Source organism: Paenibacillus segetis, from assembly GCF_014639155.1.
Classification (GTDB): Bacteria; Bacillota; Bacilli; order Paenibacillales; family Paenibacillaceae; genus Fontibacillus; species Fontibacillus segetis.
The window spans coordinates 1,705,350-1,720,572 of sequence record NZ_BMFT01000001.1 but is presented as its reverse complement, the minus strand read 5'-3'; the positions used below and the strand labels follow the sequence as shown (position 1 = coordinate 1,720,572).

13 protein-coding genes and 1 riboswitch are annotated in these 15,223 nt (G+C 42.7%); all 13 genes read right to left on the bottom strand.

Going from position 1 to position 15,223, the window contains the following annotated elements; genetic code table 11:
* Position 1: 1 nt before the first annotated feature.
* A complete protein-coding gene (locus tag IEW05_RS07835; protein ID WP_188537435.1) occupies positions 2–1,777 on the bottom strand; it encodes an ABC transporter ATP-binding protein in 1,776 nt (591 codons plus the stop codon).
* A 104-nt stretch (positions 1,778–1,881) separates the two neighbouring features.
* Entirely contained in the window at positions 1,882–2,595 is a 714-nt protein-coding gene (locus IEW05_RS07830) for an MgtC/SapB family protein (protein ID WP_188537433.1), read from the bottom strand.
* A gap of 164 nt (positions 2,596–2,759) precedes the next feature.
* Positions 2,760–3,518: an SDR family oxidoreductase gene (locus tag IEW05_RS07825; protein ID WP_188537431.1), complete on the bottom strand. Its 759-nt coding sequence runs from the start codon at positions 3,516–3,518 to the stop codon at positions 2,760–2,762.
* Between the two features lie 140 nt (positions 3,519–3,658).
* A complete protein-coding gene (locus tag IEW05_RS07820) occupies positions 3,659–4,156 on the bottom strand; it encodes a hypothetical protein (RefSeq protein ID WP_188537429.1) in 498 nt (165 codons plus the stop codon).
* Between the two features lie 93 nt (positions 4,157–4,249).
* Positions 4,250–4,735, bottom strand: coding sequence for a translation initiation factor IF-3 (gene infC / locus IEW05_RS07815; RefSeq protein WP_188537427.1), 486 nt, complete (start codon positions 4,733–4,735; stop codon positions 4,250–4,252).
* A 33-nt stretch (positions 4,736–4,768) separates the two neighbouring features.
* Positions 4,769–5,272, bottom strand: coding sequence for a metal-dependent hydrolase (locus IEW05_RS07810; RefSeq protein WP_188537425.1), 504 nt, complete (start codon positions 5,270–5,272; stop codon positions 4,769–4,771).
* A 157-nt stretch (positions 5,273–5,429) separates the two neighbouring features.
* Entirely contained in the window at positions 5,430–6,056 is a 627-nt protein-coding gene (locus tag IEW05_RS07805) for an FMN-dependent NADH-azoreductase (protein WP_188537423.1), read from the bottom strand.
* 199 nt (positions 6,057–6,255) lie between these two features.
* Positions 6,256–8,538 carry a 5-methyltetrahydropteroyltriglutamate--homocysteine S-methyltransferase gene (gene metE / locus IEW05_RS07800; RefSeq protein WP_373285785.1) on the bottom strand — a complete coding sequence of 761 codons (2,283 nt, stop codon included), beginning with the start codon at positions 8,536–8,538 and terminating at the stop codon, positions 6,256–6,258.
* 149 nt (positions 8,539–8,687) lie between these two features.
* Positions 8,688–8,883, bottom strand: a riboswitch (cobalamin riboswitch).
* A gap of 118 nt (positions 8,884–9,001) precedes the next feature.
* Positions 9,002–9,361, bottom strand: a complete 360-nt coding sequence (locus IEW05_RS07795; RefSeq protein ID WP_188537419.1) for a replication termination protein — start codon at positions 9,359–9,361, stop codon at positions 9,002–9,004.
* A gap of 191 nt (positions 9,362–9,552) precedes the next feature.
* Positions 9,553–10,119 carry an ATP-binding protein gene (locus tag IEW05_RS07790; protein ID WP_188537417.1) on the bottom strand — a complete coding sequence of 189 codons (567 nt, stop codon included), beginning with the start codon at positions 10,117–10,119 and terminating at the stop codon, positions 9,553–9,555.
* Positions 10,120–10,387: 268 nt separating this feature from the next.
* Entirely contained in the window at positions 10,388–11,842 is a 1,455-nt protein-coding gene (gene nagE / locus IEW05_RS07785) for an N-acetylglucosamine-specific PTS transporter subunit IIBC (protein ID WP_188537415.1), read from the bottom strand.
* 29 nt (positions 11,843–11,871) lie between these two features.
* On the bottom strand, positions 11,872–12,372 hold the full coding sequence (locus tag IEW05_RS07780; protein WP_188537413.1) for a PTS sugar transporter subunit IIA: 501 nt from the start codon (positions 12,370–12,372) through the stop codon (positions 11,872–11,874).
* A 315-nt stretch (positions 12,373–12,687) separates the two neighbouring features.
* Positions 12,688–15,222 (bottom strand): ATP-dependent helicase HrpB, encoded by a 2,535-nt coding sequence (hrpB, locus tag IEW05_RS07775; protein ID WP_188537411.1) that lies wholly within the window; start codon positions 15,220–15,222, stop codon positions 12,688–12,690.
* Between the last annotated feature and the right edge of the window lies 1 nt (position 15,223).

Below are 15,223 nucleotides of genomic sequence, written 5' to 3'. Positions count from 1 at the left end.
TTTATATCGTATCTTCATCTTCCCCGGCACCTGCAATCTGGAGCTGTTGTGCAGCAAACTCACGATACATATCATGGGTTTGTAGCAGTTCTTCATGACGACCTCTTCCAGTTACTTGCCCCTTCTCAATGAAAATAATTTGATCCGCGCCTACAACGGTAGACAATCTATGAGCAATGACAATCGTTGTGCGCCCTTCCATCAAATTCTTCAGAGCCTTCTGAACCACAACTTCGGATCGACTATCCAAGCTTGAAGTCGCTTCATCCAACATCAGGATTTTGGGATCACGTAGCAGTGCTCTTGCTATGGCAATCCGTTGCCGCTGGCCACCTGACAACTTCACACCTCGTTCTCCAACATCCGTATTATAGCCATTAGGAAGTTCTGAGATAAACTCATCGGCATAGGCCATCCTAGCCGCACTTCTTAGTTCTGTATCACTAACCTTGCGCTCGACCCCATAACATAGGTTTTCCGCTATCGTACCAGCAATCATTGGACTATCTTGAGAGACATAGCCAATAATTTCGCGCCAAGAGCGAAGATTGAAGGTATCGATCGGCTCTTCTCCAAGGTAAATGACACCTGATTGTGGTAAGTAAAAGCGTTCTATCATGGAGAACAAAGTCGTTTTACCGCCGCCACTTGGGCCGACTACCGCAGTCACCGTTCCTGGATCCATCTCAAAACTAACATTCTGAAGCACAGGTTCATCAGGTTTATATCCAAATGAGACTTGGGACAAAATAACTGATTGATTGGCATTGTTGACTTCTACTCCGGAACCGAATGCTTCTTCTTCCGCATCCAGCGTTTCCATAATACGTTCAGTTGCTCCTTTAGCTTTTTGCAATTGTGTAAAAAAAGTAGTTAGTTGGGTCATCGGCATAATGAGCTGAATCAAATACAGGATAAATGCGACTAACTCACCTGCAGTTAATCCGCCTGAGGATACCTGCATCCCACCATAACCAATCACGATGACTAATAACATCATCAGCACAAAAGACATAATTGGACTGATCCATGCCATTACCTTACCTTCTCGAATCCCAAACGACAGTAAATTACGGATCCCCATACTGCCGTTCTTGTATTCTTTTTGTTCGGCGTTGGAGGCTTTGACAAGTCGAATCTCCGAGAGTACTTGTGAGAGCGTAGAGGTAAAGGCTGCGGTCTCATCTTGCATTCCTACCGATATTTTATACATCTTCCGACCAAGTGGAACAAGAATTAAAGCGGCAATCGGAATGACAGTAAACATAATCAAGGTCATTTTCCAGTTTAGATAGAACAGAACCACGATCGAACCAACAATGGAAATGATCCCACTGAAGAAGCTGGCGACATGTTCAGATATGAGTGTCTTGATGACACCTGTATCATTCGTCATGCGACTGACGGAATCTCCTGTCCGATTACCATCGTAGTAGGGAACGGGTAACACTAGTAGCTTTTTCCACAACCTATCTCGTAATCCTGCGACCATTTTTTGTCCGATATAGTTAAGCAAATAAATGGAGACACCCGAAGCAATCGTCTGCCCAATAAACGCAGCCCCGATTGCAATGATCTGGGAACTATTAATGGAAGACAGACTAAATCCATCTACCAGATTTTTCGTAAACATTGGAATGACAAGTCCAACTAACGTAGACACCACACTTAGCAGTAACGCAACACTTAACATCCAAAGGGATGGTTTTGTTTCCTTCATTAATTTGAAGAATGAACCCTTCTTTGAATTTGAAAGAACCGATTTACTTTGCTCCATTATGTTTCTCCCTCTCTCCTGCCTTGGAAGCTGTAATCTTCCTATAAGCTTAAAGAAAGAATAACCTAGATATTTAAACTGAAGTTAAACGGACACCAAAATAACTACAAATTCTCAACCTCTACACTAATCACATGTTCAATCTTGCGGAGAAAATGATATATTTCCGTGGTGTATTCTTTTTCCGAAGCAGCTATGACCATATCAACCCGTTGCCGTCCTTCGTCTAAATCTTTAATTTTCAATCTTCGTATATGGTGCCGTTGTTGCTTAGCCCCAGGTCCTGTTTGTTCTTTGCGTTCAATAACACGGATAAGTTCTGTTACATTACCATGATCTTCCATGACGATCTTGATCGATACGTCCCGTTGATTCAGCTTGTAGGGCCCAATCCATTTTATAATATAAGGAACAAAGTTCACCGCAATAATTAACAAAATAACCGTGAGCGTTGCCTCAACAAAGAAGCCCGCTCCTATAGCGATCCCAATACCTGATGCCGCCCAGATCATTGCAGCGGAGGTAAGTCCTGAAATCCCCTCGTTACTACGACGTAAAATAGCCCCAGCACCTAGAAAACCTATCCCGCTTACGATCTGAGCCGCGAGTCGCATGGGGTCCATATTGGGGTGAGCCGGTCCTGCAAATTTCTCAAACGCTTCAATCGATACGATCGTCACCAGACAACTTGCAATACAGATAACCATACTCGTCTTAATACCCAGTGGCTTCTGTTTCAATTGCCGATCAATACCAATAAATAATCCAAATAATAAGGCCGAACATAGTTTAAGTACCATTACAAGATCAATATCCATAATACCTCTCCTTCGAGCATTTAAAGTGAGTATAATTGTATTCACTAACTTTGTCCAAATTGAATTTTTATCTCTTTTAGTTTAGATACCAAAAAGACTGTCGCCAAAGACCATTCTTCCTGATCCATGGTGGCAGTCTTAAGATTGTATCACAATTAACAGGTTTAGAGTGAAGTCCAACCCGCGTCAGCAGTAACCACTGTACCATTTACAAAACTAGATTCATCCGAAGCTAAAAATAAGGCTACACTTGCGATTTCCTCAGGTTGTCCAGCACGTGGAATTAAGCTCTGTCCCAACTTAGAACGTCCCAAACCAAATTCATTCAAATTCTTCATAGATGAAGCAATGTTTGTTTCGACAGCGCCCGGTGCTATGGCATTACAACGAATCCCCTTCTGAGCATACATATAGCCAGTATTTTTCGTAAAACCAACTACAGCATGTTTGGATGCCGTATACGTTGCACCTGCATGTGCCCCATGTAATCCACCAGTCGAGGCGATATTGATTATAACTCCTTTCTGTTTCTCTAAAAAGATCGGTAGTGCTTTACGAGTTGCACGCATGACACTTGTCGTATTCACCGCAAATACTCGTTCCCACTTCTCATCTTCAATATCTCCAGCCGGTTCAAAACCGTCCATAATACCCGCATTATTAACGAGAATGTCTAGTGTACCGTATTCTTGTACCGCAGTATCGATAAGATGGTCAATATCTTGTTTCTCGGCAACATTTGTCTTTAACGGTATGGCTGTACCCCCATTGGCTACGATACCCGATACAACGGTTTCAACACCTTCGAAGTTAATATCCGATACTACAACCTTCGCACCTTCTAGTGCAAACAATTCTGCAATAGCTTTTCCCATACCAGATGCTGCTCCTGTAACTACAGCAACTTTACCTTGTAATCTCATGCATATTTTCCTCCTTCAAAAGTTTGCTAATGATTATCTTATGTAAGCAAGGTGCAAATATTCTAACAATCTTGTGTCTATTATCATTAGGATAAAAATAAAAATGACAGCCCCAAGAGCTGTCATTCCTTACGTAACGTTTATGCAACTTCGATAGAAAAGTAATAATCCGATTGCCCTTGATCCAAGAACCATTCGCAATGAATATGGTACAGATAGATGCCTTTATTCGTAGGTACGATGTAAGGATCACCGTCGAAACCTTCGGTTCTATTTGATAACGTAAACTGTTTAATCCCATTAGGTGCTAAGGTCTCAATCATTGAACCTGCCGGAACAATGGTCGGTGTGATTTCCGGGATCGAGGCGTCCACAGCAACACAGCTAGTATCTGAGTTTTTGCCTGAAGACGGCGTACACCAACTATAGCTGCTTCGATAAACGTTAATATTAACACCCTCAATTAAAATTTGAGGTAGTGGCGGTTCCTTCTCATTAACCCATCTAGATTGTATCGCCTTATTGGCAGCATTTGGAGTTAAAAGGCCATTACTCTTATCACCGATTATATATCCAACATAGAACGTTATGACTAACGAGATTGCCAATAACAACGACAGCCAAATCTTCTTTCGCATCTAACTCCCCCTATTCTTCTCTATAACCCTAGACGGTAGTAATTGAGGGTATGTTGCAATTGTTTCCATGGTATAGATGCGAAATAAACTGATTTACTTGGCTTTCAGAATCGCTATCACTTGTTTCCCACTTACTTGAATCCCTTTATCCAGTTGCCCGCAATGTTTCAGATCGCGAACAAGTTCTTCCGCCAATTGTTTGGCCGGATCGGATTTCTTCTTGTCCACTAGTACTGTTAACTGTACATCATTCCCCGCAGTCAAGATTCGTTCTGCTTGTCTTTTTTTCGTATCATAATCATGCTCTTCGATATGGGAAGTAAGCCTAACTTCTTTTAGTTTAGTTCCCGATGATGCCTTACGTTCTTGTTGTTTGGCTTTATTCTGTTCTATCTTATAATTCCCTTTACCAACCAATTTACATGGTGGAGGACTGGACATAAGCGATGTGCAGACAAGATCTACTTTTAGTGATTTTGCCATCTGTAGCGCTTCTTTAGTTGGGACCACACCCAGGTCTTCTCCATTTACACCAGTCAACAGGACTTCAGTCGCTTTGATTTGTTCATTCGTAATCATTTCGATTTATTCACCTCATCCTCAATTTAACCTTTAAAACCCCTCAGGCAATAAAAATACAATGGGTAGAACTATTACTATGATCAATAAAAATAGACGGAACAAGTCTTCTGCATGCGAACCCGTTTTGATTGCTAAAAACGAGGGCACAAGGCGAAATTTGATGTTCCAAGGCCATAATAAGGCGATCCCTTTATCATTAAGCATGTCGATTAACGGGTGTGAGGCATAGGCTAATAAACAAGTCCAATAGAAAAAAGGAGATAGGGGAGATAATAGCATGGTAAGTCCCACTAAGAAGAGCAATGAGTGCGTCAATGTTCGATGCTTCACCCGCAACAATTGTAAGATAAAAGATAATGGCAAAAAGATCTTCGCCATGGTAGATCCCCTCTTGTCAACATCTGCGAGTGGTCCAGCCATACACCCAATAAGCAGCGCAGCACCTGATTCCCATGACAGTAGCGGCTGATGATAATACATAATAACGCATTCCGCAGCTACTATACCTGCGAGGCTATGAGTTTTTTGAAGCATAATATTCCTCCGAATTTCTCTAAGTTGTCTCATGTATTATAGCAAACATATGATCGCATGGCTATCAGGGAAAGGCGCAAAAAAAAGCTACTCCAACAGGTCTGTAATCGACCTATGAAGTAGCTTCTATCTTTATTATAAATTCAATAGTTTACTATTAGAATTTTGCAGCCAAGTCTGCTGCTTGTTTTACGCCTTCTTGAAGGATGGCTTCAGCACGATCAGGGAATTGGTTGTGACCTTCAACAATAACAGTTTCAGGATTTTGGACACCCCAGAATGCTAGAGTATTCTTCACATAATTCAATGACATTTCAAGTCCAGCCATTGGTCCTTCAGAATAAACACCACCACGAGCGTGAAGCAATGCAACTTTCTTGTCACCAACCAGACCTACTGGTCCTTGCTCAGTGTATTTGAACGTTTTACCAGCTTGGTTCAGGTAGAATAAATAAGTTAGAAGTTGAGCTGGAATCGTGAAGTTCCAAAGTGGGAATGCAAATACGACTTTATCTGCACCTAAGAATTGATCAAGGTAAGTATTCGCTAGATCAGCAGCCTTTTGCTCTTCAGCAGTCAATGGGTAACCATTGGCAAGCTTATATAGTCCATTCAACATATCGTTATCGTAGTAAGGAAGATCAGCTTCGAACAAGTTCAACTCGGTAACAGCATCATTTGGATGAGTTTCCTTGTAAGTTTTCACGAAGCTCTCATATAGCTTAACTGTTGCAGATTGTTCCATTGGACGATTGTTTGCTTTTACAAATAAAACGGTAGACATAATTGGTAATTCCCTCCTGTTGTGGTTGCACTTACTATTTATCATATACATAATATAGTATTGCTACTTAATAATTTATAGTATCTTAGAAATCTATCATTTTGTCAAGTAGAGTTTCGAATAAAAAAAACTACGAAACCTCTGAAGCTATATACAGCAATAGCTCATAGGTCTCGCAGTATTTAGTTTAACATAGATCCTAGTTCGTTACCTTCGCACGGAAATGATTAGCAACGGACACCATAATTTTTAATGAGGATACCGTCTCCTCCAAACCACGAGTCTTCAATCCACAGTCTGGGTTGATCCAGAACAATTCGGGATCAAGTACTTTGAGGGCACGGTCAACCATCGAGATCATTTCCTCCTCAGCGGGAACACGTGGACTATGAATATCATATACACCTAATCCAATACCGAGTGGATACGTATGTTCTTCGAAGCTATGAACCAGTTCACCATGACTACGTGATGTTTCGATGGAGATCACATCGGCATCCAATGCTTGAATTGAATCGATAATATCATGGAATTCGCAATAACACATATGTGTATGAATTTGAGTCGTATCCTTCACCGTGGAAGTTGACACACGGAACGCCTTCACAGCCCAGTCCAAATATTTTTCCCAATCTTCTCGTTTTAACGGAAGACCTTCACGCAATGCAGGCTCATCCACCTGGATCATCTCAATACCTGCTTGCTCAAGCGCCTCTACTTCCTTACGAAGTGCAAGGGCGATTTGATAAGCTACCTTCTCGCGAGGCAAATCACTACGCACAAAGGACCAGTTCAGAATCGTAATCGGTCCTGTCAGCATCCCCTTAACTGGCTTGCTAGTAAGCGACTGTGCATACTCAGTCTCCTTCACCGTCATCGGTGAATCAAAATCAACATCACCATAAATGACCGGCGGCTTCACACATCGTGTCCCGTAAGACTGTACCCATCCACCCTTGGTAAATGCGAACCCTGGTAACTTCTCACCGAAAAACTCCACCATGTCAGTACGCTCAAATTCACCATGAACTAGTACATCAAGCCCAATCTCCTCTTGAAGTGTGATCCATTGTCTGATTTGTTCATTGATGAACTCATCATATTGTTGCACAGACCATTCACCTTTACGCCATTTCTGGCGAGCAGAACGGATTTCTGCGGTTTGTGGGAAGCTCCCGATCGTTGTTGTTGGAAGGAATGGAAGCTGCCATTTTTCCTTTTGTAGTGATTTACGTACACTAAATGCACTATGTCTCTCCGAAGGCTGATGTAGGATATTTTCTACCGCAAGAGTTACATTCGCACGGTTACGCGCAGGATCAGCAGATAAGTTATCTAGGGCATTACGGTTACTTTGGAACAATTCACCAGGTTGGCCTTCAACTACTGCTCTACTCAGTGCAGCGATTTCGTCAAGTTTTTCTTCAGCGAATGCAAGTGCCTGCTGTAGAACTGGTTGTAATGATACTTCAGCAGCAGCTGATACTGGAACGTGCAACAGACTACATGAAGGCTGTACAATGATGTCTGCACTATTTACTAAATTAGCAACCTCATCTAGCAACTTAAATTGAAGATCTAGATCTGCACGCCAAATATTTCGGCCATCGATGACCCCTGCACCCAGCGTCTTACCTACTGGTAAACCAAAACGGCGAAGCGAATCTAAATTCCCTTCCAATCCATGAACCAAGTCAAGTCCGATACCGTCAATTGGCAAGCTCACAATATCCTCATAGTTACTTAACGCTTCGAAATAGGTTTGCAAGAAGATAGACAATTCAGGAACTTCCTTCTTAATTGTCTCATAGATCAACTTTAAGCGATTAAGATCTTCAGCATTTACAGCGGTAACCAATGCAGGCTCATCGACCTGTACCCATTTCACTCCTGCTTGTTGTAGTTCACGCAATACATGAATATATAATGGAAGTAGTTGTTCGATCCATTCATCCCATCCGTCATTATCAAAGCCTTTGGATAACTTCAGGAAAGTGTATAAACCAAGCAATACTGGTCTTCCTTCAATCCCCAGCTTCTCCTTAGCTTCACGATAGGCTGCTAAAGGCTTATTCAACGTAAGCTCTGGTCTTCTAGCGCCAAGCTCAGGAACAATATAATGATAGTTCGTATTGAACCATTTCGTCATTTCGCTGGCCGCTGCACCTTTGTTCCCCCGTGCGATAGCGTAATATGTACTCAATGGTACTTCCCCACCATTAAATTCAAAACGCGCCGGAATAAGACCAAACATAACTGCTGTATCGAGCACATGATCATAATAAGTAAAATCACCGACAGGGATAATATCGATACCTTTGTCTTGCTGAATTTTCAAGTTATTAAGACGGATGGTTGTCAGACGCTCATGAAGCTCCGATTCCTCAATTTTCCCACCCCAGAATGCTTCAATATCCTTTTTCCATTCCCGTTGTTGGCCAATTCTTGGATAACCCAAATTACCACTCAGTACTTTACTCAATGCCATGACCTCCTATAAGTTTTTTGTGTAGTTTGTTCATCATTAAACGAAATAAAAAAGGTCCCCATTAGCGAAATAGCTAAAGAGGACCCATGAAATGATATTCAACGGCTTGCATCTTTAACACCCCCCTATCTCCCGTAGGTACTACAGTGCTGTCAAAATAGGCAGGTCTCCTGGCTTCAGAATCTACGCCGAATAACGGCCTTCCCAGTGATATATCACCAGTGGCAATGTGTCATTCGACTCCTCTGTTACAGTGGCGGGACCGCGTCGGTATTACACCGAACTTCCCTTTTAAGCTTCAGTACTATGGACTGAAACACCTATCTCCACATTATTCAGTTGTAAATATGCTCTTAAAAACAATATAATTCCTGAATATTAAATTCATGTTACTGCATCTTGACCCATAATACAACAGAAAACAACTCGGAATAATAAATATTAAAGAAAAATTGCTTTAAAAATGATCTGTAACCGCTTTATTAAGCATTCCAATACATCGGTCTAGATCCGTCTTGACCTGTTTTTTATACAACTCCGCCTTATCATGACCATCTTCAGTAAAGTGATATAGGACGATTTCCTGAAAATCCACACTTGGATCATTGCCTTTTAATTTCTTAGTCCGATACAATACACCTTCCTGCACCAGTTCATGTAATGCTCGGTATATCTCACTTTGTGGAGGAACGTAACCGAAAGGCTTGAACAGTTCCTTCAACTCCTCCAACATTTCATATCCGTATCCTCTTCTTTTCTCGACCATCCCGATCAGAAATAATTTAAGATACGCCCTTTGCGCTATCATGAATGCCATCTTCGTCACCCCATTCTTTTTCCAGTATACATAAGGTGTGAAATTTTCACAATAAGGGGTCTAATAAGCCTTTTTAAACCTATAGATGTTGAAATAAACGACTTGTTATGATGGGTAAGCAGGTATGTAGTAGAAACGTATTGAATTTCTTTTTCTATTGTGAATTTTTCATATGTTGAAATTTTATAATATTATATCAAATGTCGAGTATCGTACGAATTATCGTTTGTTTTGAGGTAATTTAAGATCATATTTACTCTTTCTCTAACGGAGTGGTCTCCTTCAATTCTCAAGATCGGACAAGTCAATTCGGACATCCAATGTTCATGTAGGTATTTACTTCTAATCTCAAATCCGGCCTCATCATATTGTGATGCCCATTCATAAAAAGTTTGTGATTGCTCATACTTACTTCCACCTGGCAAGATGTCATCGCCATATCTTTGAAATTCTCTTCTTTTTAATCGCTGTAGTCTAATGTTCTTAGGGGTAAACACAAAAATCACCAAATCGAAATAATCCTTCAGTTCATCGCCCCATCCACATACAGCTCCAGATAGAATCCAGTTCTTCTGGTTTGAAAGATCCGTCTTTAATAACTTAATTCTGCCCTCACGTTCCCTTGGCACAGTGAATTTCTCGCTCCAAAAATAGTCATCACTATCAAAATTAACATGCGGCAGTATTAACGATAATTGGTTCCCTAGCGTCGATGTTCCTGAGCCTGATGCTCCAAGGATATGAATTCTATTGATCATACTTACCTCCGTTATATTAGACTATTTTGATCTTAATCACCTGTAATACCCATTTCATAGTAAGTTATGAACTAGTTATATTTATCATCATACTACCGATTTGCACTAGTTCCTGATCGGTGAGTTAGTGCAACAACAGTTAAATTTATGATCATTTGCCCTAAGTTTAACAAATTTGAAATCAAGTATAGTACTGATGTAAAATAAAAAGCAGAGCGGATTAATATCCGCCCTGCCTTATATCAAAAACTTCGTTACTTAAATGTCATTACAACATTAAATTGATTTCATCCTTGATCGATTCAGATTGTGGTCCGAATACGACTTGTACTGCACCTTTACCGAGTCTCATAACACCAGCAGCTCCAAGCTTCTTCAGCCCTGCGTCGTTAACTGCTTTCTCATCCTTAACGATGAGACGAAGACGTGTGATACAAGCATCAACGGAATTAATGTTGCTTGGTCCGCCAAGTTGAGTTAGAATTTGAGCGGCGCGTCCGTCTGAATTAACAGCACCAGATCCGGATTCTGCCACTTCTTCCTCGAAGTCATCTTCACGGCCCGGTGTCTTCAGGTTCAGCTTCACAATGAGGAAGCGGAAGATCACATAGTACAGGACCGCAGTGACTAAACCTATTGGAATCAGTAGCAATGGTTTCGAAGAGAGCCCCCAACCGAGTCCATAGTCGATCAAACCGGCCGAGAAACCGAAACCAAGCTTCATACCAAACGCATACGTTACAAACGCTGAAATACCCGATAAGACAATGTGAACACCATAAAGTACTGGTGCAACAAACATAAAAGCAAATTCTAATGGTTCAGTAATACCCGTCAAGAATGAAGCAAGAGCAGCACCCATGAAGATAGATCCAACCGCTTTACGTCTTTCTGGTTTAGCTGTGTGAATAATAGCAAATGCTGCTGCTGGAAGACCAAACATCATAACTGGGAAGAATCCAGTCATAAACATACCAGCTGAAGAGTCGCCAGCGAAGAATCTGGTCAGGTCACCATGTACAACTTCTCCTGCGGCATTGGTGAAATCACCAATTTGGAACCAAACGATCGAGTTAATAATGTGATGTAGACCAAAAGGTACAAGGAGACGGTTAGCAATAATATGAACTGCAGAACCGATACCTCCGAGACTTACAACCCAGTTTCCGAACGTATCCAGAACGTTTTGAACCGGACCCCAGATTAATCCGCAAATCAAACCAACTACTACCATTGTGAAGGCTGTAACCATCGGAACGAAACGTTTACCACCGAAGAAGCCCAACCAATCCGGAAGTTTAATTTTGTGATATTTCTTATAGAGTGCTGCTGCGATACAGCCTACCAAGATACCGCCGAGAACACCCATGTTCAATTTAGTATCAGCGGATTGCATGATGCTAGGGAAAATTCCTGGTACAATTGCAAGCAACTTAAGTAAGATCATATACCCGATTACTGCGGATAATGCTGCTACCGCATCACCGGCTAATCCAATTGCAACCCCAACCGCAAATATCAGTGGGAGGTTATCAAATATCGTACCCCCGCCCGCATTTAGAAACGGTGCAACATAAGTATTTAGGAATCCCCCTACACTGTCCCCAAAGTGAAACTCCGTGATGTAGTTAATGTTACCAAACCGCATCAGGATAGCGGCTGCTGGCAACGTGGCGACTGGAAGCATTAACGACTTCCCGATCTTTTGCAGAAAAGCCAACATGAATTAATCATCCTTTCCTTTTTGAAATACTATGACTTGATAACCGCTTTTAAAATGACATCGCTGCCTGCCTGCACAGGTCCGAAGATAGTTTCAATGTTGCTGGTCACCTCATCGGCGTTTGTAACAATGATAGGTGTAATTACTGGAAACCCTGCATTTTGGATCTTCTCGATGTCGAATTCAATTAACAATTGACCTGGTTTCACCTTATCCCCTGTAGCAACATGGGATACAAACCCTTCGCCTTTCAATGACACGGTGTTCACGCCAATGTGAAACAAAAATTGTAGCCCTGATGAATGTTCCAACATAAGTGCATGATTGGATTTGATGACATGAGCAACGGTACCTTCAAATGGAGCAACAAGCTTACCTATTGAAGGTTCAATTGCAACCCCTTTACCCATATGTCCTCCAGCAAATGCCTCATCTGGAACCTCGGTAAGTGAAACGGATTGACCAGTTACGGGAGAGAAAATTTCTATGACTTTACTCTCTTCTGTTTTTTTTCTCCACTTTGAAAACATGTTAAGACCTCCCAATCTGTTGTATATAAACTATGCAATGGTAGCGATTACACCTAGCCGTGTTACCTTATTGTTACCCACTTCCCGTCCATCTATCACACTATACGCACAGGAGTTATATAAAATTACAATAAAAAAAGCCAAGGAAAGCGACCTATAAATATAGGATCCGCTTTCCTTGGCTCATGCCCATTTATATAACGGTAACACGCCAAGAGAAATCGTAATTGATTTATGAATCTATAATAATTCATGCTTTCTATTCCGTCAACAAGAAAATGTAAGCGCCTTAATTTGTCCATAATCACTACTTCATTACTTTTTTGTTTGTTCCGGGCGGACTTTACGTGTTGCTGTCGCTTGCAGAGGGTCCTCCGGCCAATAATGCTTGGGATAACGCCCCTTTAAATCTTTCTTCACTTCAAAATACGTATTCTTCCAAAAGCTATGCAAATCAGAAGTAACCTGAACAGGGCGACTCGCAGGGGACAACAAATGCATAGTGATCTTAACTTGGCCATATCCGATACGAGGTGTATCCATCATCCCGAACACCTCCTGAAGCCTGACAGCAACGTATGGAGCCTGCGGACCATCATAATGAATCAGAACTTTTGATCCACTTGGAACTAGTAAATGTGTTGGAGCCTCCGTATTTAATTGTTGGGTTCTTTCCCACCCAAGCCAGTTCTCCAATATAGAATACAATGACAAAGATTTCATGTCCGAAGGCTTCCGAAAATTTGAGATATAGGGAGCGAGCCATTGCTCCGGTTTAGTGGACAAAGCCTCATCCGATACATCAGGCCAACGTTCATCAAGCTTATGCATGAACCCAATTCGAGCCTGCAATTGACGAGATTTACCGTTCCACGGCAAAATAGTAACCCCCTGCATCGTAACAGCTTGCAGCAGCGCCCTCGTGATATCCTCCTGCGAAGGATTAGGATCAGGAACGTCTTTGAGCACAATCGCTCCAAGCGAAAGTCGACGACGAACCTTAACTTTCTGGGCTTCCTCATCCCATTGTACGATCTTCTCCTCATGCAAATCTTCACGGTAAAAGGTATTCAAATCGCTCTCCCCAAGCGAAGCTGCTCGAAGAATTACACTTTCCGACCCTTGATCATCCACTTCTGCAATCGCCAAATACTCTTCTGTTCCTAGTGGTTGCTGATAAGTAAATACAGCACCACGACCGTTACGCAGCAAGAACCTCCCATCAGGACGACGACGAGCGATGCGATCAGGATATGCAAAAGATATTAATAATCCACAGTAACGTTGCCAATCTTGCTCAGTACCATTGGTAGATTTGCCAAAACTAAGTACTTTTTCCCACTGACAACTGAGCTCAAGAATACGTCGAAGTTCAATTGGATCAACGTCATAACTTGAAGCCAATGACGAGTTGGGGCTCGTCATTGAGCCATTGTGTTCCATCAACATCGACAGTCGGCTGACCATATCGCAATCACGTCCTGCTACTTGCCCTTTAAATAAATCACGCTCTTCCAACAGCGCAGCTAAACTACACGCCACCCGTCCCAAACCAAGTGTTTCTGCGCGGAGTAGCATATGAGCTAAGCGCGGGTGTAGACCAAGCTCGTTCATCTTGATCCCATGCTCGGTTATTCGATGTTGATCATCCAATGCTCCGAGCTGCCGAAGCAACTGTACTGCTTGTCCATAAGGAGCTACTGGAGGAGCATCTAGCCAAACCAGCTCCTCCGGCGACGCCGCTCCCCATGCAGCGACCTCCAGTGCGAGTTGGGTCAAGTCCGCTTCCAGCATCTCTGGCGGCGTGCGCTCTTCTAGTGCGCGATCTTCACTTTCGCTCCATAGGCGATAACATACGCCAGGCGCTGTTCGCCCAGCACGTCCGCGGCGTTGATCGGCCGAGTCGCGGGCCGCGCGAGTCGTCACTAAGCGGTTCATTCCCGTGCGCGGAGAGAACAGCGAGGTACGCCGCAAGCCGCTATCGATGACGACGGTCACACCGTCAACCGTTAAGCTCGATTCTGCGATTGATGTTGCTAATACGACCTTGCGCTTGCCGGAAGGTGCCGCTTCAATCGCCCGTTGCTGCTCAACTTGCGACAATGCACCAAATAGCGGTGCCAAAATGACATCGCTAGGTACATTCCCAGCTAATCGCCGTTCTACGCGACGGATTTCCTTGGCACCCGGAAGGAAAACGAGCAAACTCCCTTGATGAACATTCAAAGCGCTCATAATCACTCGTTCTACAGTTACTTCTATTGGTTCTCTTAATCCACTCCCTGAATACCTTGTTTCTACAGGATAATTGCGTCCTTGGCTTTGAACGACCGCAGATGTTCCAAGCAATTGTGCTATGGGCTTCGGGTCCAGTGTGGCCGACATAATCAAAATCCGAAGATCTTCACGGAGTACTTGCTGACTCTGGAGAGCTAACGCCAGACCCAGATCAGCATGAATACTCCGCTCATGAAATTCGTCAAAAATAACCAGCCCGACCCCGATCAACGCTGGATCGTTCTGAAGCATGCGCGTCAGAATACCTTCGGTTACGACCGTGATTCTAGTTCGGCTAGACACCCTGCTCTCCGAACGAATTCGGTATCCTACCATCTCACCAACCGATTCTCCGAGTTGCTTCGCCATATATATCGCAGCAGATCTTGCTGCTAATCTTCTTGGTTCAAGCAGTAGAATACTTTGTCCCGCTAGCCATGGTTCCTGTAATAATTGCAGCGGAGTCCGTGTTGTCTTACCCGCACCTGGCTCCGCCAACAATATTGCTGAGCTACCGTTTTTCAAATGTTCTTGTAAAACTGGAATTACTTTATCTATCGGAAGCTGTGTCATT

What these genes read in the sequence shown, in the direction of transcription:
- hrpB (WP_188537411.1), bottom strand. Translation starts at nt 15,222, where the DNA reads ATGACACAGCTTCCGATAGATAAAGTAATTCCAGTTTTACAAGAACAT.
- IEW05_RS07805 (WP_188537423.1), bottom strand. Translation starts at nt 6,056, where the DNA reads ATGTCTACCGTTTTATTTGTAAAAGCAAACAATCGTCCAATGGAACAA.
- IEW05_RS07835 (WP_188537435.1), bottom strand. Translation starts at nt 1,777, where the DNA reads ATGGAGCAAAGTAAATCGGTTCTTTCAAATTCAAAGAAGGGTTCATTC.
- IEW05_RS07830 (WP_188537433.1), bottom strand. Translation starts at nt 2,595, where the DNA reads ATGGATATTGATCTTGTAATGGTACTTAAACTATGTTCGGCCTTATTA.
- nagE (WP_188537415.1), bottom strand. Translation starts at nt 11,842, where the DNA reads ATGTTGGCTTTTCTGCAAAAGATCGGGAAGTCGTTAATGCTTCCAGTC.
- IEW05_RS07780 (WP_188537413.1), bottom strand. Translation starts at nt 12,372, where the DNA reads ATGTTTTCAAAGTGGAGAAAAAAAACAGAAGAGAGTAAAGTCATAGAA.
- IEW05_RS07810 (WP_188537425.1), bottom strand. Translation starts at nt 5,272, where the DNA reads ATGCTTCAAAAAACTCATAGCCTCGCAGGTATAGTAGCTGCGGAATGC.
- IEW05_RS07820 (WP_188537429.1), bottom strand. Translation starts at nt 4,156, where the DNA reads ATGCGAAAGAAGATTTGGCTGTCGTTGTTATTGGCAATCTCGTTAGTC.
- infC (WP_188537427.1), bottom strand. Translation starts at nt 4,735, where the DNA reads ATGATTACGAATGAACAAATCAAAGCGACTGAAGTCCTGTTGACTGGT.
- IEW05_RS07825 (WP_188537431.1), bottom strand. Translation starts at nt 3,518, where the DNA reads ATGAGATTACAAGGTAAAGTTGCTGTAGTTACAGGAGCAGCATCTGGT.
- IEW05_RS07795 (WP_188537419.1), bottom strand. Translation starts at nt 9,361, where the DNA reads ATGGCATTCATGATAGCGCAAAGGGCGTATCTTAAATTATTTCTGATC.
- IEW05_RS07790 (WP_188537417.1), bottom strand. Translation starts at nt 10,119, where the DNA reads ATGATCAATAGAATTCATATCCTTGGAGCATCAGGCTCAGGAACATCG.